This window comes from Polynucleobacter sp. TUM22923, assembly GCF_030295705.1.
Lineage (GTDB): Bacteria > Pseudomonadota > Gammaproteobacteria > Burkholderiales > Burkholderiaceae > Polynucleobacter.
In genome coordinates this window covers 980,677-998,287 of sequence record NZ_AP027274.1, presented here as the reverse complement: position 1 = coordinate 998,287, position 17,611 = coordinate 980,677, and the positions used below count along the sequence as shown (strand labels likewise).

General features: G+C 46.7%; 15 protein-coding genes. 14 read left to right on the top strand and 1 reads right to left on the bottom strand.

Annotated features, from left to right (window positions below):
- Positions 1 to 7 precede the first annotated feature (7 nt).
- Entirely contained in the window at positions 8 to 709 is a 702-nt protein-coding gene (locus tag QUD86_RS05070) for a Bax inhibitor-1 family protein (RefSeq protein WP_286295656.1), read from the bottom strand.
- Positions 710 to 1,003: 294 nt separating this feature from the next.
- On the opposite strand from QUD86_RS05070, the gene ndk reads away from it, so the two are divergent.
- The 14 genes from ndk to QUD86_RS05000 all read left to right on the top strand — a co-directional run bounded on the left by ndk (position 1,004) and on the right by QUD86_RS05000 (position 17,515).
- On the top strand, positions 1,004 to 1,429 hold the full coding sequence (ndk, locus tag QUD86_RS05065) for a nucleoside-diphosphate kinase (protein ID WP_286295655.1): 426 nt from the start codon (positions 1,004 to 1,006) through the stop codon (positions 1,427 to 1,429).
- Between the two features lie 82 nt (positions 1,430 to 1,511).
- Complete coding sequence (gene rlmN / locus QUD86_RS05060; protein ID WP_502928895.1) at positions 1,512 to 2,651, top strand: dual-specificity RNA methyltransferase RlmN; 1,140 nt, start codon at positions 1,512 to 1,514, stop codon at positions 2,649 to 2,651.
- An 18-nt stretch (positions 2,652 to 2,669) separates the two neighbouring features.
- A complete protein-coding gene (gene ispG / locus QUD86_RS05055; protein ID WP_286295653.1) occupies positions 2,670 to 3,926 on the top strand; it encodes a flavodoxin-dependent (E)-4-hydroxy-3-methylbut-2-enyl-diphosphate synthase in 1,257 nt (418 codons plus the stop codon).
- Positions 3,927 to 3,984: 58 nt separating this feature from the next.
- Positions 3,985 to 5,343: a histidine--tRNA ligase gene (gene hisS, locus QUD86_RS05050; protein WP_502928894.1), complete on the top strand. Its 1,359-nt coding sequence runs from the start codon at positions 3,985 to 3,987 to the stop codon at positions 5,341 to 5,343.
- A gap of 43 nt (positions 5,344 to 5,386) precedes the next feature.
- Positions 5,387 to 6,046 carry a YfgM family protein gene (locus tag QUD86_RS05045; RefSeq protein WP_286295652.1) on the top strand — a complete coding sequence of 220 codons (660 nt, stop codon included), beginning with the start codon at positions 5,387 to 5,389 and terminating at the stop codon, positions 6,044 to 6,046.
- Positions 6,046 to 7,212, top strand: coding sequence for an outer membrane protein assembly factor BamB (bamB, locus tag QUD86_RS05040; protein ID WP_286295651.1), 1,167 nt, complete (start codon positions 6,046 to 6,048; stop codon positions 7,210 to 7,212). Before QUD86_RS05045 ends, bamB begins: the two co-directional genes overlap by 1 nt.
- Complete coding sequence (gene der, locus QUD86_RS05035; protein ID WP_286295650.1) at positions 7,209 to 8,573, top strand: ribosome biogenesis GTPase Der; 1,365 nt, start codon at positions 7,209 to 7,211, stop codon at positions 8,571 to 8,573. Before bamB ends, der begins: the two co-directional genes overlap by 4 nt.
- A gap of 147 nt (positions 8,574 to 8,720) precedes the next feature.
- A complete protein-coding gene (gene hfq, locus QUD86_RS05030; protein WP_100378663.1) occupies positions 8,721 to 8,963 on the top strand; it encodes an RNA chaperone Hfq in 243 nt (80 codons plus the stop codon).
- Positions 8,896 to 10,197, top strand: a complete 1,302-nt coding sequence (hflX, locus tag QUD86_RS05025) for a GTPase HflX (RefSeq protein ID WP_286295649.1) — start codon at positions 8,896 to 8,898, stop codon at positions 10,195 to 10,197. Before hfq ends, hflX begins: the two co-directional genes overlap by 68 nt.
- Positions 10,187 to 11,710, top strand: coding sequence for an FtsH protease activity modulator HflK (gene hflK / locus QUD86_RS05020; protein WP_286295648.1), 1,524 nt, complete (start codon positions 10,187 to 10,189; stop codon positions 11,708 to 11,710). The genes hflX and hflK overlap by 11 nt, the downstream gene beginning before the upstream one ends.
- On the top strand, positions 11,710 to 12,582 hold the full coding sequence (gene hflC, locus QUD86_RS05015; protein WP_286295647.1) for a protease modulator HflC: 873 nt from the start codon (positions 11,710 to 11,712) through the stop codon (positions 12,580 to 12,582). The genes hflK and hflC overlap by 1 nt, the downstream gene beginning before the upstream one ends.
- 18 nt (positions 12,583 to 12,600) lie before the next feature.
- A complete protein-coding gene (locus QUD86_RS05010) occupies positions 12,601 to 13,764 on the top strand; it encodes an ATP phosphoribosyltransferase regulatory subunit (RefSeq protein WP_286298667.1) in 1,164 nt (387 codons plus the stop codon).
- Between the two features lie 119 nt (positions 13,765 to 13,883).
- The gene (locus QUD86_RS05005; RefSeq protein ID WP_286295646.1) at positions 13,884 to 15,224 is read left to right on the top strand and encodes an adenylosuccinate synthase; all 1,341 of its coding nucleotides are present in this window, start codon (positions 13,884 to 13,886) and stop codon (positions 15,222 to 15,224) included.
- A 77-nt stretch (positions 15,225 to 15,301) separates the two neighbouring features.
- Positions 15,302 to 17,515 (top strand): malate synthase G, encoded by a 2,214-nt coding sequence (locus QUD86_RS05000; protein WP_286295645.1) that lies wholly within the window; start codon positions 15,302 to 15,304, stop codon positions 17,513 to 17,515.
- Positions 17,516 to 17,611: the final 96 nt, after the last annotated feature.

The window sequence follows — 17,611 nt, the reverse complement described above, 5'->3', positions numbered from 1 at the left end:
AGACTGTTTAGTCTCGGTCGCCTCCAACGATACCCAATAATGCGAGTAAGTTAGTGAAGATGTTGTACACATCTAGGTAGATAGCTAAGGTGGCCATGATGTAATTGGTTTCACCGCCATTGATAATGCGCTGGACGTCCACCAAAATGAAGGCAGAGAAGATACCGATAGCCAGTACCATTACTGTCAACATCAGGGCTGGTAACTGTAGCCAGATATTCGCTAGGGAAGCTACGATCAAGAGTAGAACACCAACCATGAGCCATTTGCCCATGCCAGAAAAATCGCTTTTACTGACCGTGGCAATGGTTGCCATTACTGCAAAAATGGCTGCCGTACCACCAAAGGCCAGCATAATCAATGTCGCACCATTACTGTAGCTATTAAGGGTGTAGCCCACTAAGCCGGACATCATGATGCCCATAAAGAAGGTGAAGCCCAGTAGCAAGAGAACGCCTAGACCGGTTTCTTTATTCTTCTCGATTGCCCAGAAAAAGCCAAAAGCAATCGCCATAAATACGATGAAACCCATAAAAGGGCTACTTTTCATGAAGTTTAGGCCCAAAGCAACGCCAAGCCAGGCCCCAATGACAGTAGGAACCATTGATAGCGCTAAAAGAGCGTAGGTATTACGCAGTACGCGGTTACGTATCTGGGGGGTGCTAATCGAGCCGGTTTGCCCGAAGCCGTAAGAGTTTAGATCGCTCATATTGACTCCTTCTTTGTTGTAAAGACTGAAGCCCACTAAGGGCTAATGAAACTAAGTATAGACAAAATGGGGGAATTTCAAGCCCTATTTAAATAGAACTACAAATTGAAGGGTTATGCCCTGTAAATTCAATAGCTTAGCCCTGCCTGGATAAGGGTAAATACGGTCAGGCAATGTATAATTTGGGGGTCGCTGGATTCCTAGCGCGTAGTAGGATGTCTGGAAATAATTAAAGCTGGAGCCTACTGTCCGCGAATTGAGCTTAAATCTTTGAAATTACTACTGGAGTTATGCATGGCTATTGAACGCACCCTATCTATCATCAAACCTGATGCTGTCGCAAAGAACGTTATTGGTAAGATCTACGATCGTTTTGAATCCGCTGGTTTGAAGATCGTTGCTTCCAGAATGGCGCACTTGTCACAAAACGAAGCTGAGCAGTTCTATGGTGTGCATAAAGATCGTCCTTTCTTCAAGGACTTAGTGAGCTTCATGATTTCTGGTCCTGTCATGATTCAGGCATTAGAGGGAGAAGGCGCAATTGCTAAAAACCGTGACCTGATGGGCGCTACCGATCCAAAAAAGGCCGAAAAGGGTACGATCCGTGCTGATTTCGCTGATAGTATTGATGCCAACGCAGTGCATGGTTCAGATGCTCCAGAAACGGCTGCTGTGGAAATCGCCTTCTTTTTCCCTGGCATGAATGTGTTTAATCGCTAATCGACACTGATTAGCGATTGATTGATAAGTAGACGTATTGACCTCCCCGCGCGTAAATCTCCTAGATTTTGATGCCGACCAAATGGCGGCATATGTCGCGGGGTTGAATGAAAAGCCCTTTCGGGCGAAGCAACTCATGCAGTGGATACACCAACGCGGTGTATCCAATATTAATGACATGAGTGATCTGGCAAAAACCTTTAGAACAACCTTGCTTGATAAAGCAGAGATTACTTCGCTTCCTGTTTTAAAAGATGAGCATGCAACAGATGGCACTCGCAAGTGGTTGCTTGATGTTGGGGCTGGTAATGCCGTTGAGTCAGTATTTATTCCAGAAGATGGTCGAGGCACTTTGTGCATATCTTCGCAAGCGGGATGCGCTGTTAATTGCCGCTTTTGCTCAACGGGCCATCAAGGGTTCTCGCGCAACCTTACAGCCGGTGAAATTATTGGCCAGCTGTGGTTCGCTGAACATCTGCTGCGTAACGATCCCAATGCAGTTCGCCGTATAGAGGAGTTTCCAACACCGGGTTGGGAGCATACGGGCCGCGTGATTTCTAACGTTGTAATGATGGGCATGGGCGAGCCTCTACTCAATTACGATAATGTCGTTACTGCATTAAAGTTAATGCTGGACGATCGTGCCTATGGATTATCACGACGTCGTGTTACCGTATCCACCTCTGGTGTTGTACCGATGATTGATCGCTTAGCGCAAGATTGCCCAGTTGCCTTAGCGGTCTCTTTACATGCCCCTAATGACGCGTTACGGGATCAGCTTGTTCCGCTCAATCAAAAATATCCCCTTAAAGAATTGCTGGCTGCCTGTGAGCGCTATCTTCCATTCGCACCTAGAGATTTTTTAACCTTTGAATACTGCATGCTCGATGGTATCAATGACTCAGATATTCAGGCAAAAGAATTAGTACGCTTGCTTAAAGATATTAAGTGCAAGATCAATCTCATTCCCTTCAATCCATTCCCAGAGTCTGGCTTGAAACGCTCAACAGCCCAGCGGATTCATGCTTTTGTCAACATCTTGCTTGAGGCTGGAATGGTGGCTACGGTTCGTAAAACGCGCGGTGATGATATCGCTGCTGCCTGCGGTCAATTGGCAGGTGATGTAGTTGATCGTACGAGAGTGCGTGAGCGCGCTGTGCATGACTCTGAAATTATTCAGTCAGAGCAGCCTATCCATTGGCTCAATAAATTAGATGACTAAATGAAATGACTAAGTGAGATGACTAAGTTAGCACCTCTACCTCTAGGTCCGTCCCCTAAGCGCTTAACTCGCCAATCAACGATTGCGTGGAAAACAAATGTGATTACGGTTGGTGGCGATGCACCCGTTCGGGTTCAGTCAATGACAAATACCGATACAGCAGATGCCGTTGGGACTGCCATACAGGTAAAGGAGTTGGCGCGTGCTGGCTCTGAAATGGTGCGCATTACGGTAGACACACCTGCCGCTGCCGCTGCCGTGCCGTATATCCGCGAGCAGTTAGACAAGATGGATGTTTTGGTGCCATTGATTGGTGATTTTCATTACAACGGCCACACCTTACTCATGGACTTTCCGGAGTGCGCTATGGCCTTATCTAAGTACCGCATTAACCCAGGAAATGTGGGCAAGGGCGCTAAGCGTGATCCCCAATTTGCCCAAATGATCGAGGCGGCCTGCAAATATGACAAGCCGATTCGGATTGGCGTGAACTGGGGTAGTTTGGATCAAGATTTGTTGGCGAGCATTATGGATAGCAATGCTGCCTTGGCTAACCCGAAGACAGCGCAAGAGGTGATGATTGAGTCTTTGATTCAGTCCGCACTACAGTCAGCCGAAAAAGCTGTTGAATACGGCATGAATCCCAATCAAATTATGTTGTCCTGCAAAGTTAGTAATGTGCAGGATTTAGTTGCAGTGTATCGAGATCTCTCCCGTCGCTCTGATTACCCATTACATTTGGGTTTAACAGAAGCCGGCATGGGCAGCAAAGGGATTGTTTCTTCAACGGCAGCGATGGGCATTTTGCTTCAAGAGGGCATTGGTGACACGATTCGTGTTTCATTGACGCCAGACCCCGGGGCACCCCGCGAGAATGAAGTCATTGTGGCTCAAGAGATTTTGCAAACGATGGGCTTGCGTAATTTCACGCCAATGGTGATTGCCTGCCCTGGTTGCGGCAGAACCACTAGCACTACTTTCCAAGAACTTGCTGCCAATATTCAGTCTTACCTACGTCAACAAATGCCGTTATGGAAAAAGACGCATCCAGGAGTTGAGGCGATGAATGTGGCGGTGATGGGCTGTATTGTTAACGGCCCTGGTGAAAGCAAACATGCCAATATCGGCATTTCTTTGCCCGGCACTGGCGAAACTCCAGCCGCCCCCGTGTTCGTAGATGGCGTTAAAGTGAAGACCTTGAGGGGCGATAACATTGCGCATGATTTTCAGGCGATCGTAGATGAATACGTCAACTTGCATTACGCGCCAAGATAACAGTAAAACAATAACAAAAATAACAAGAACAACAAGAACAACACCTGAAGCGCACATCATGACGGACCTAGAAAAAAAATCAGTAACTCCTGCAGCCGAAAATACACGCCAATCTGAAAAAGCCCAGAAGATTCAAAAGATCAATGGCGTTCGCGGCATGAATGACTTATTACCGGCAGATGCTGCGGCATGGGCACACCTAGAGCATGTGTTGCGTGACTTAACGCGCGCATATGGTTATGAGTTTTTGCGCACACCGATTGTTGAGGCCACCGCTGTATTTCAACGGGGTATTGGTGAGGTAACCGATATTGTTGAAAAGGAGATGTATTCCTTTGAAGATCGATTGAATGGGGAGCAGCTAACCTTACGTCCCGAAGGAACGGCTGCAGTTGTTCGTTCGGTCGTAGAAAATAATTTGCTTTACGAGGGCCCTAAGCGCATTTGGTACGCCGGGCCGATGTTTCGCCACGAGCGTCCACAACGTGGGCGATATCGCCAGTTTCATCAATTTGGTATTGAGGCCTTGGGATTTGCTGGCCCTGATATTGATGCTGAAATCATCCTCATGGGTCAAAGACTTTGGGATGAGCTAGGATTAATCGGTGTGCGCTTAGAGATTAATTCTCTGGGTCAGGCAAATGAGCGCGCCGAACATCGCACCGCTTTGCTTGCTTACTTCGAAAAAAATCATGCGCAACTAGATGAAGATTCCCAACGTCGCTTACTGAGTAATCCTTTGCGAATTCTGGATTCTAAAAATCCAGCGATGCAAGAATTAATCGAAGGAGCTCCAAAGTTACTTGATTTTTTAGGTGCCGAGTCTCTCCAGCATTTTGAAGCAGTGCAGGCCCTACTTAAAGCAAACAATATCCCCTGCAAAATTAATCCGCGTTTAGTGCGAGGTTTGGACTATTACAACCTGACCGTATTTGAGTGGATTACTGAAGAGTTGGGTGCGCAAGGAACGATTGCTGGGGGCGGACGATACGACCCCCTGATCGAGCGTATGGGCGGGAAGGCTGCTCCTGCTTGTGGCTGGGCGATGGGGATGGAGCGGGTATTGGAGCTAATGAAGGTATCCGGTTCGTTACCAGAGCCGCTAGCGCAATGCGATGCGTTTGTCTTGCACCAGGGCGGAGAAACCCTAACGGCTGCCTTAATTGTTGCGGAGCGCCTACGTAGCGCTGGAATTGATGTGATTTTGTTCTGCCCGCCAGATGGACAAACCGCGAGCTTTAAGTCACAAATGAAAAAGGCTGATGCGAGTGGGGCAACCTATGCCATCATCATCGGACCTGATGAATTAGCGGCAAATGAAGTTCAGATCAAGAATCTGCGCACTAGTGGTGAGCAAAAGGCCGTTCCCCTAGATAGCGTTGTAGATGCAATAATTGACGCTATTGTGGGCGCCTGAGCATAGGATTACCCCTTATTAACTGTATTTAGCCTGGATAGATATGCCATTAGACCTAGAAGAGCAAGAGCAAGTAGATCAATTAAAAGCGTTTTGGCAAAAATACCGCAATGTCATTACTGGTGTTGTTACGGTAGCTTTATTTGCCTATGCTGGCTATAGCGGCTATCAGTGGTGGAAAACCAGCCAAGCCTCCGCTGCTTCTCAATTATATGAAACGATGGTAGCTGCTATTGGTAAAGGCGATAAAGACCTCACCTTACGCGCGGCTGATGATTTGCAGAAGCAGTATGGTGGTACTCCTTATGCTGCGATCTCCAGTCTTGTTGCAGCCAGAATTGCTGCTGATGCTGGTGATTCTGCTAAGTCGATGGATTATCTGCGATGGGCCGCTAAGAATGCTTCCGATAAAGCTTATTTAGCCTTGGCTAAGTTACGCTTGGCAGCACAGTTAATTGAAGGAGGCTCCGAAAAAGATTTGGCCGAAGCGGATGCTATTTTGAACGAAAAACCCATTACGGGATTTGAGGCCCTCTGGTCAGAGCGTCGTGGCGATTGGTACTTAGCGCAGAAGAAAATAAGCCAAGCAAAAACAAGCTATGAAGCCGCCTGGAAGCAGCTCAACGATGCTAAGGAATTTCCTGAAGAGGCGCGCCGTCTCTTGAAGGTGAAGTTAGATGCAGTAGGGGGAGCGGCTCAGTGATGATCAATAACACTAGGTTTGTAAAACGCGCACTAAAGCTGTTGACCTTATCCTTAGTGCTGGGCTCCACAACGGTTGTCTTGCTTGCTTGTTCTGGTGGATCCAGAGTGCGTAAGCCCGCTGAGTTAGTTGCCGTTACCAATCAATTTGACTTAGCTCCCGTTTGGTCAACCAGTGTAGGCTCATCTGAATCATTTAACTTCCATCCGGCAGTTGCTGGTGACGCTGTTTATGCGGCATCCCACCGCGGTAATCTAGCAAAAATTGATTTACTGACTGGAAAAAAAATCTGGGAAGTTTCTGTGCCGGATCGCCTATCTATCGGCCCTGGTTCTGATGGCCGCACTACTGCAGTAGTCACTACTAAAGGTACTGTATATGCCTATGATGATGCTGGTAAGCCAATCTGGAATGTGAGCGTAGGAAGCGAAGTATTAACGGAGCCTGTCGTTGCTGGTGGGGTGGTTGTGATTCGCGCCTTAGATAATCGCTTTATTGGTTTAGATGCGCAAACGGGTGTGCGTAAATGGTCTTATCAGCGCCAGCAAGCCGCCTTATCGTTACGAGTCGGATATGGCATGTTGGCCATTGGTAACGAGGTGATTGTGACAGGCTTTTCTGGCGGGCGTTTTGGCATGATTGCGATTGCGAATGGCGGACTTGTTTGGGAAACGCCAATTTCGTTTCCAAAGGGCTTCTCTGAAATTGAGCGCCTAAATGACGTCACCGCCAAGCCTAGTATGGAAGGCGATGTTATTTGTGCCGTCTCTTATCAAGGCAGAGTCGGTTGTGGCCAAGCCCGTACCGGTAATTTAATTTGGTTTAAAGATTATTCAAGCTATACAGGTACGGCACAAAGCCCGGACCTGGTATTTTCATCGAATGAAAAATCTCATGTCACCGCATTTGCTGTGAAGGATGGAGCCCAAGCTTGGGAAAATACGCAGTTAACGTTCAGGGATGTTGGTGAACCGATGGCTGTAGGAAAAGTGTTACTGATGGGTGATGCACAAGGCTATGTGCATGCACTGTCGCAAGCGAAGGGCGAAATGCTGGCACGCATTCGCCATGATAGTAGTCCCATTACGGCTGCACCGATTGCGGTGAACGGCCTCATCTTGATTCAATCTCAAGGTGGAAAACTAGCGGCGTACAGTCCAAAATGAATCCAGTAATTACTATTGTCGGTCGTCCCAATGTTGGTAAATCAACACTTTTTAACCGCTTAACGCGCTCACGCGATGCCTTAGTTGCAGACTTCTCAGGCCTAACTCGAGATCGCCACTACGGTAAGGGGCGCATTGGTGAGCGTGCCTTTATTTGTGTCGACACCGGTGGTTTTGAGCCTGTAGCCAAAACAGGCATTGTTGCTGAGATGGCCAAGCAAACCAAGCAAGCGGTTGCAGAATCAGACATCATTATCTTTTTGGTTGATGGCCGCCTCGGAATGGCTCCGCAGGATCGCGTCATTGCTGACTTTCTACGCAAGACCGGTAGGCCGGTGATCTTGGCTGTGAACAAAACCGAAGGTATGCAGGCTGGTATTGTTACCGCGGACTTTCATGAGATGGGTCTAGGCGAGCCCTTTCCGATCTCATCTGCCCATGGCGATGGTGTGCGCGGCTTAATTGATGATGCTCTGGATTCTCTGGGTATTCCTGAGCCAGAGGCTCAAGACACTGAACTCGATCCAAACCGTCCGATGAAGATCGCAGTTGTGGGTCGTCCCAACGTTGGTAAGTCAACGCTGATTAATAAGTTAATTGGTGAAGAGCGGGTAATTGCTTTTGATATGCCTGGTACTACTCGCGATGCGATTGAAGTGCCATTTGAGCGGAACGGTAAGCCCTACATATTGATCGATACAGCGGGTCTGCGTCGCCGCGGGAAAGTATTTGAAGCGATCGAAAAGTTCTCAGTGGTGAAAACGCTGCAGGCTATTGCTGACTGTAACGTGGTCATTTTAATGTTGGATGCACAGCAAGATATTTCAGAGCAAGATGCCCACATTGCGGGCTTTATTGTTGAGGCGGGCCGTGCTTTAGTGGTTGCTGTCAATAAGTGGGACGGTCTGGATACTTACGTAAAAGAACGCGCTCGTTTGGAGATTGCTCAAAAGCTACGCTTTTTAGATTTTGCCAACGTACATCCCATCTCGGCTAAAAAAGGTACGGGCTTGAAAGAGCTCTTCAAAGATGTTGACTTGGCCTATGCGGCGGCAATGGCTAAATTGCCAACACCTAAATTAACGCGTATTTTGCAAGAGGCCATTGAACACCAGCAGCCTAAGCGCGTTGGTATGGGGCGTCCAAAACTACGTTATGCCCACCAGGGTGGCATGAATCCCCCAATTGTGGTCATTCATGGAACATCTTTAAGTGGCGTTACTGACAGTTATAAGCGCTATTTAGAGGGGCGCTTTAGGGAAGTCTTTAAATTGCGCGGTACTCCATTAAGAATTCAGATGAACACCGCTAAAAACCCTTACGTCGATGATGACAAAGGCAAAAAAGGCAAAAAGAAATAAGAATCGCTAAAACAAGCTACAGTTTTAATATTCATCTTAATTAAGGGTCTTGATTTCCTGAAATCAGACCCCTCTTTACTAGAGGTGAGCGGTAAGTATTGAATAACAAAAGCAAGACTCCCAATAAAAAATCCAATAAGGAGCAGTATGAATAACAGCAAAATCCAATTACTCCAGGACCCTTTCCTGAATGCCTTACGTAAGGAGCATGTGCCAGTCTCTATTTATTTGGTGAACGGTATTAAGCTCCAAGGCAATATTGAATCATTCGACCAATATGTGGTGCTTTTACGGAACACGGTGACGCAGATGGTTTATAAGCATGCGATCTCAACGATTGTTCCTGCCCGCGCTGTGGAATTTCGCACCGAAGAGATTAATCCTGATTAAAACTGGGGTTGATGCAGCCCGAGCAGTTCTTGTTGGAGTAGATACTGGCCGCGAAGATTTCGCAGACAGCATGGCTGAATTGAGCTTGTTGGCTGATAGCGCTGGCTCGATTCCCACTGCTAGCCTGATCGCGCGTAAAGGCAGAATCGATCCCGCCTTGTATATCGGTACAGGCAAGGCTAATGAGCTGCAAAAACTCATGGAGGAGCAGGGTGCTGAGCTGGCTATCTTCAATAATCCACTGTCGCCTTCGCAGCAACGCAATCTAGAGCGTCAAATTGGCTTTCATGTGATGGATCGCACGGGCTTGATTTTGGATATCTTTAGCCAAAGAGCCCAAAGCCATATTGGTAAGACCCAGGTTGAGCTCGCTCAAGTGCGTTATCGGATGTCTCGTTTAGTTCGGGCCTGGAGTCATCTTGAACGCCAAAGAGGGGGCATCGGGGTGCGTGGCGGTCCCGGCGAAACCCAGATGGAGTTAGACCGACGGATGCTGGCCACTAAAGCTAAGCGCCTAGAGAATGAGCTGGAAAAGCTCCAGCGTCAGCAAAGGACCCAGAGAAGGGCTAGAAACCGTAAAGAAGTTTTCTCAGTGTCATTGGTGGGCTATACCAATGCTGGCAAATCAACCCTATTTAATGCACTCACAAAAGCGGGCGCATATGCTGCAGATCAGCTATTTGCTACCTTGGATACCACCTCCCGAAAAGTACACTTAGAGGAGGCTGGCTCAATTGTGGTTTCCGACACTGTTGGATTTATTCGAGAGCTGCCGCATCAATTGGTTGAGGCTTTCAGGGCCACTTTGGATGAGACTATTCATGCGGATCTGATTCTGCATGTGATTGATGCTTGTAGCCCTGTCGCGAGAGAGCAAAAGGCTGAAGTAGAGGCTGTTTTACGAGAAATTGGTGCTGACGACATACCGCGCATTGAGGTAATGAACAAAATTGACCAAATGCCCCAGACCTTTACCCGAGGGGCAGTACTTGAGCGCGACTCTGACGGGATTCCGAGCAAGGTTTTCTTATCTGCCAAGTCAGGCCTTGGTATGGATTTATTGCGCTCAGCTCTAGCGGAATGCTCTCAAATGACTGATAGAATAAAGGTTGAGCAAAATCGCGCCAAGACACAATTAGCCCCAGATGAATTAGTAGCGCCATTGCCAGAACGACCAGAAACTGCCGAATTTAATCCAATTCCTATACGAAAATACTTATCTCATGACGCGTAAATTTCTTGAATTATTCTCGATCAACGACCCCGGTTGGGGTAACAGCCACTCGGGTAGCGGATCTAAGGATGCCAAAGATGGGCAGTCCAATGCTGGTGATCAAGCCCCTCAAGTTGAGCCAAGCCCAAATGCTGATCAGCCAACAGAGGCCCAGCCTAGAAATCCACAGCCAGGACAAAAACCTGCCAAACCAGATGGCCCACCAGATTTAGATGAGTTGTGGCGCGATTTCAATGATCGTTTGAGCGGTCTTTTCGGTGGTAAGAAGAATCCAAACCCTAGTGCGCGTAAGCCTGCCAATAAACCTAGCGGCACTGATATTCCCCCGCCATCTGAGCGCGGTAATGGTGGCGGCAATGGTGGTGGCAGTGGCGGTGGCATGAGAACACCTGAATTTAATTTCATCAATCCATTCTCGGCAAAGTCTACCGTCCTTGGTGCAGTAGCTGGCGTTTTCTTGTTATGGATGGCTACCGGCATCTATATGATCCAAGAGGGTCAGGCTGGAGTCATCACTACCTTTGGTAAGTATGACTACACTTCCACCCCTGGCATCAATTGGCGCATGCCTTGGCCTATTCAGTCTGACGAAACAGTTAATTTATCTGGAGTCAGGTCGGTTGAGGTGGGTCGTTCTGTTCTGATTAAGGCGACAAACCAAAAAGATTCTTCTATGCTTACTGAAGATGAAAATATCATCGATGTTCGTTTCGCAGTGCAGTACCGCTTAAAGGACCCAACGGATTATCTTTTCAATAATCGCGATCCAGATACTGCAGTAGTTCAGGCAGCAGAAACGGCCGTACGTGAAATCGTTGCACGTAGCAAGATGGATACGGTTCTGTACGAGGGGCGCGAAAAAATTGGTATCGATTTAGCCAACTCGATTCAGAAAATCCTGGATAGTTACAAGACTGGTATTTTTGTGACTAGCGTTACGGTTCAAAATGTCCAACCCCCAGAGCAAGTTCAGGCAGCTTTTGATGATGCTGTCAAAGCCGGGCAGGATCAAGAGCGCTTAAAGAGTGAGGGACTGGCTTATGCGAATGACATCATTCCGCGAGCCAAGGGAACGGCAGCCCGATTAATGCAAGAGGCTGAAGGTTATAAGGCGCGCGTAATTGCAACTGCCGATGGTGATGCAGGGCGCTTTAAACAAGTGCTGGCTGAATATTCCAAGGCACCTGGTGTTACTCGTGACCGAATGTATATCGACACCATGCGCGAGATGTACAACAACGTTACCAAGATCTTAGTAGATACAACCAAGAGTAATAGCCTGTTGTACTTGCCGCTCGATAAGCTCGTGGCACAAGTAACCGCAGAAAGCGCTCAAGCCTCAACCGGTCAAACTCCTACGATTACGCCTACAGGTTCAGTGACTGTTGGTGGTATGACGGGTAATCCTGGTGCCCCAGCTGCCCCGGCTGCTAATTCTCTACCCAGCGTAGTTGCCCCTGCGCCTGGTCCTAGTAACTCAGGCTTACGTAGCCGTGATAGGGAGTCAAGATAATGAATCCAAATCGTCTTTTAGCGGCTATTGCCGGTGCGATTGTTTTAGTTTACGTTTTGTCGTCGAGTATTTTTATTCTTGACCAACGTAAGTTTGCAGTGGTGTTTGCTTTTGGACAAATTGTCCGAGTCATTGAGCAGCCAGGTCTGCAGGTGAAGTTACCAGCGCCATTTGAAAACATTCGTTTCTTTGATCGTCGAATTTTGACCATCGATACACCAGAGGCAGAGCGTTACATCACTGCTGAAAAAAAGAATCTTTTGGTGGACTCTTATGTGAAATGGCGAATTGTTGATCCACGCAAGTTCTTCGTTAGCTTTAAGGGTGACGAGCGTTTGGCACAAGATCGCCTTAGTCAGCTTATTCGCTCCGCCTTAAATGAGGAATTTACCAAGCGTACTGTTCGGGAGATCATTTCAGAGCAGCGCGAAGAGGTGATGCAGGGTATTCGTAAAAAAGTGGCTAGCGATGCTGCAGATATCGGCGTAGAGATTGTTGACGTTCGCTTAAAAAGAATCGATCTGCTTGCTGAAATTAGTGACTCTGTTTATCGTCGTATGGAAGCAGAGCGTAAGCAGGTAGCTAATGAACTGCGTTCTACTGGCGCTGCTGAATCCGATAAAACGCGCGCTAATGCTGAACGTCAACGCGATACTATTCTGGCTGAAGCTTATCGAGATGCCCAAAAGATTAAAGGAGCTGGTGATGCTAAGGCCACCGCTTTGTATGCCGAAGCATTTGGGCGTGATGCTCAGTTTGCTCAGTTCTACCAGAGCCTTCAGGCCTACCGTAGTTCTTTCAAAGACAAGAAGGATGTTATGGTCATAGAGCCTAATAACGAGTTCTTTAAGTTTTTGAATAAGAAAAACTGAGGATAGCGTTTTTAGATGATGAATCGTTGGTTACTTCCTGAGGATATCGCTGATGTTTTGCCGGCAGAGGCTCGTAAGGTAGAGACTTTGCGCCGTGCGATGTTAGATCTATACCAGTCATACGGTTATGAACTAGTCGCCCCTCCGCTTTTGGAGTTTTTAGATTCTTTACTTACGGGTACTGGTTCTGATCTGAATTTACAAACTTTTAAGTTGGTCGATCAACTTTCAGGCCGTACCTTAGGTTTACGTGCGGATATGACTCCACAAGTTGCACGGATTGATGCGCATTTATTAAACCGTGAAGGGGTCACTCGTCTTTGCTATGCAGGTTCCGTTGCACATGCGCGCACGCCAGTTGGTAGCTCTGCGCGTGAAGAGTTGCAACTAGGGGCTGAAATTTATGGCTGCGCTACTTGGGAGGCGGATGTTGAAGCAATTTCCTTGCTTCTTAAAACACTGAGTTTGGCTGGATTAAATAAGGTACACCTAGATCTCTCCCATGCTGGTGTTCTTGTCGGTATATTGGATGGACAAGATATTCCCAAAGAAGATATGGCTGCCATTTACTCTTTGCTGCAAAGCAAAGATCGCCCACGCTTGGCGCTTTGGGCTAAATGTTTGCCGACTGAGTCAGCTGACGCCCTGATGGCGCTCACCGAGCTAAATGGCTCTTGTTCTGATGTCCTGGCCCAAGCCAAGCAAGTATTGCCAAAAAATAAATTGATTGATGAAGCCTTAAGTCAGTTAACGAAGATATTGTCTGCAGCATCCTTGCTTTCTGAAGAGTTGGAGTTAAGTATTGATTTGGCTGATTTACGCGGCTATCAGTACCACAGCGGTGTTATGTTCGCCGCTTATGTTGATAGATTGCCCCAGCCTATTGCCCGTGGTGGCCGTTACGATTATGTAGGTCAGGCGTTTGGACGCTCCCGCCCAGCAACTGGCTTTTCGATAGATTTATTGACCCTAGCTGGTTTATCTCCAGCGATTGGACGCAAATCCGCAATTGTGGCTCCTTGGATTGATGATGTTGAATTGCTGATGAAAATTTCGGATTTACGTAATGCAGGTGAGGTAGTTATTCAGGCAATGTCTGGCGATGCGCTGGAGACGGCTGAATATTTGTGTGATCGTGAGTTAGTGAGACAGGGCTCCTCCTGGGAAGTCAAAAAGAAATAACACACACAAGCAGCTTAAATAAAACGACTCTCTGACACTCAATATTTCGATACTCAACTCATATTTATTACTACACCCTTTTTATTCATTAATTCTGTAACAACCTTTTGGATTTTATTATGTCTTTGAAGCAACAAACTCGTGGTCGTAATGTCGTTGTCATTGGAACCCAATGGGGCGATGAAGGCAAAGGTAAAGTCGTTGATTGGTTAACTGATCATGCTCAAGCAGTGGTACGTTTTCAGGGTGGGCACAATGCAGGTCATACACTAATCGTTGGTGACAAGAAAACGATTCTGCGCTTAATCCCTTCAGGAATTATGCATAAGAATGTCATTTGCTATATCGGCAACGGTGTCGTACTTTCCCCCGAAGCCCTTTTTAAAGAGATTGGTGAGCTAGAGGCGGCAGGCTTAGATGTGCAGTCGCGCTTAAAGATTTCTGAGGCAACTACATTAATTCTGCCTTACCACGTAGCAATTGATCATGCCCGTGAGAAAAAACGTGGCGATGCCAAAATTGGTACTACCGGACGCGGAATTGGGCCCGCCTATGAAGATAAGGTGGCGCGTCGTGCACTGCGTGTTCAAGATTTATTTTATCCAGAGAAGTTTGCTGCACAGCTTCGTGAGAATTTGGAATATCACAACTTCATGTTGACTAACTACTATGGCGCAGAGCCAGTAGATTTTCAAAAGACGTTAGAAGAAGCGATGTCCTTTGCTGAGCGTATCAAGCCTATGGTGGTTGATGTTTCTAGCGCGCTCTACGCGGCAGAGCAAGCAGGGCAGAATTTATTGTTTGAGGGTGCGCAAGGTACCTTATTAGATATTGATCACGGAACCTATCCCTATGTCACCTCTAGTAATTGCGTAGCAGGTAATGCAGCCGCTGGATCTGGTGTTGGCCCAGATTCATTGCAATATATTTTGGGCATTACTAAGGCTTATTGCACTCGCGTTGGCGCTGGTCCTTTTCCGAGTGAGTTGTATGATTTTGATAACCCAGCTAAACAAGATCCTGTGGGCATCCGTTTGGCCGAGGTTGGTAAAGAATTTGGTTCTGTAACAGGTCGTCCACGTCGTACTGGCTGGCTTGATGCCGCTGCCCTGAAGCGCTCTATTCAGATCAATGGTCTATCGGGACTATGCATCACCAAGTTGGATGTTTTGGATGGATTCGAGACTATTCGACTGTGCATTGGCTATATGCTAGATGGTCAAAGATTAGATGTATTGCCCCGTGGCGCTGAAGCTGTTGCTCGCTGTGAGCCTATTTATGAGGACTTCGCAGGATGGAAGGGTACTACTTTTGGGATTCGCGAATGGGATAAGTTGCCAGCTGAGGCACAGCATTTCTTGCGTCGCATTGAAGAGGTAGCAGGTAAGCCAATTGCGATGGTCTCAACGGGCCCAGAGCGTGATGAAACAATTTTGCTGCAGCATCCTTTTGAGAGGTAAGTAGTTAACAAAAACACGTAAAATATTGGCACATCAGTTTTATTTTAAATACTTCTATCCGCTCTTAAGGTTTCAAAATGACTCTTCGTACTAACTGCAATGGTCTTCAAGTTGCATCATCGCTGTATCGTTTTCTAGAGGACAAAGTGCTGCCCGGTACTGGCATTCCAAGTTCTGATTTCTGGCAGGGCTTTGCTCAAATTGTAAAAGATTTGACCCCTAAAAATGAAGCTTTGTTGGCCAAGCGAGATCGTTTGCAAGTTCAGATGGATCAGTGGCATCAAGCTAATCCCGGTCCCATTAAGGATATGACTGCATATCATCAGCACCTTAAAGCAATAGGCTACATAGAAGAGGTGCCTGCTAAAGTTTCAGTAAGCACTCAAAATGTAGATGATGAATTAGCGCTTCAAGCTGGACCACAACTGGTGGTTCCTTTGCTCAATGCTCGTTATGCGTTGAATGCAGCAAATGCCCGTTGGGGCTCTTTGTATGATGCTCTTTATGGTTCGGATGTTCTTTCAGAGGAAGACGGAGCATCAAAATCTGGTCCCTATAACCCTGTGAGAGGAGCAAAAGTTGTTGCTTATGTTCGCCATTTTTTGGATCAGGCGATTCCGCTTGCTCAAGGCTTACATCAAGATGTTGTTTCGTATATTGTTAACCAAAATGAACTGGTAGTGACATTAAAAGACGGAGCGAGTACTGGCTTAAAAGATCCAAAGCAATTTATTGGTTATCAAGGTCAAGCTTTGGCACCTAATGCCTTGTTATTGCGTAATAATGGTATCCACATTGATATTCAAATTGATAAGACTAAGACTATCGGCTTGACCGATGCTGCTGGCGTAAATGATGTCGTATTAGAAGCTGCTTTATCAACCATTTTAGATCTGGAAGATTCAATTGCAGCAGTAGATGCTGACGATAAAATTTTGGCTTATGAAAACTGGCTTGGTATTCTCAAAAGCACTCTGGTAGAAGAGGTCAGCAAAGGCGGGAAAAGTTTTACTCGTACATTAAATGCTGATCGAAACTACACTGCTGCTATTGGTGCAGTTGACGCTAAAGATGGAGTAGTAACGTTACACGGCCGCTCTTTGCTATTTTTACGTAACGTTGGTCACTTGATGACGAACCCAGCAATTATTACGGCTGATGGCAAAGAAATTTACGAAGGAATTTTGGATGCTGTTGTAACAGTATTAATTGCGATGTATGACATTAATCGTCCAGCATCTCAGACAATTGGTAACACTCGTAAGGGTTCTGTTTATATCGTAAAGCCTAAAATGCATAGTGCCGAAGAAGTAGCTTTCGCTGGTGAGCTTTTTGGCCGGGTTGAAAAATTACTTGGTCTTCCTATTGATACGGTGAAGCTGGGCATCATGGATGAAGAGCGTCGTTTGAGTGTCAACATCAAAGCTGCTATTGCAGCAGCTAATACTCGGGTTGCCTTTATCAATACAGGCTTTCTAGATCGTACTGGTGACGAAATTCATACGGGTATGTATGCTGGTGCCATGGTACGTAAAGGCAGGATGAAGGTTGCAAAATGGTTTGGAGCCTATGAGCGTCGAAATGTGCTGGCAGGTCTCGATTGTGGTCTTCGTGGCCGAGCGCAAATTGGTAAAGGTATGTGGCCCGCGCCTGATCTCATGAAGGATATGGTTGAGCAAAAAATTGCCCACCCTCAGGCAGGCGCTAATACTGCTTGGGTGCCTTCACCCACAGCCGCTACTTTGCATGCGATGCACTACCACCATGTGAATGTTGCCAAAATTCAGGGGGACATGGAGAAGCAAGACATTGCAGCGGAGTATGAATCTTTGCTCGATGATTTGTTAACTGTACCAGTGGCACTGTATCCAGATTGGTCTAAGGAGGAGATACGGGATGCACTCAATAATAATTGCCAGGGAATTTTGGGTTATGTAGTACGCTGGATTGATCAAGGCGTTGGCTGTTCTAAGGTGCCTGATATTTATAATGTCGGCCTAATGGAAGATCGTGCTACTTTGAGAATTTCAAGTCAGCATATTGCTAACTGGATGATGCATAAAATTGTGAGTGCACCGGAGGTGGAGGAGGCATTACAACGAATGGCTGCTATTGTCGACTCTCAAAACTCGAGTGATCCTTTGTATAAGCCAATGATGCCTAATTATAATGATTCTTTTGCTTTTAAAGCTGCCCGCGATCTTATTTTTAAGGGGCTTGAGCAACCTAATGGCTATACGGAGCCTTTGTTACATGCTTGGCGCTTGGAAGTTAAAAAAGCACTTGCTTAAGTTTTTTAGTTAGTCAGAATGAGTGGATTTGTCGTGAGGCAAATCCATTTTTTCTTTTGGATCGCTGTATCGATTGTGATTGTTAATTAATAGAAA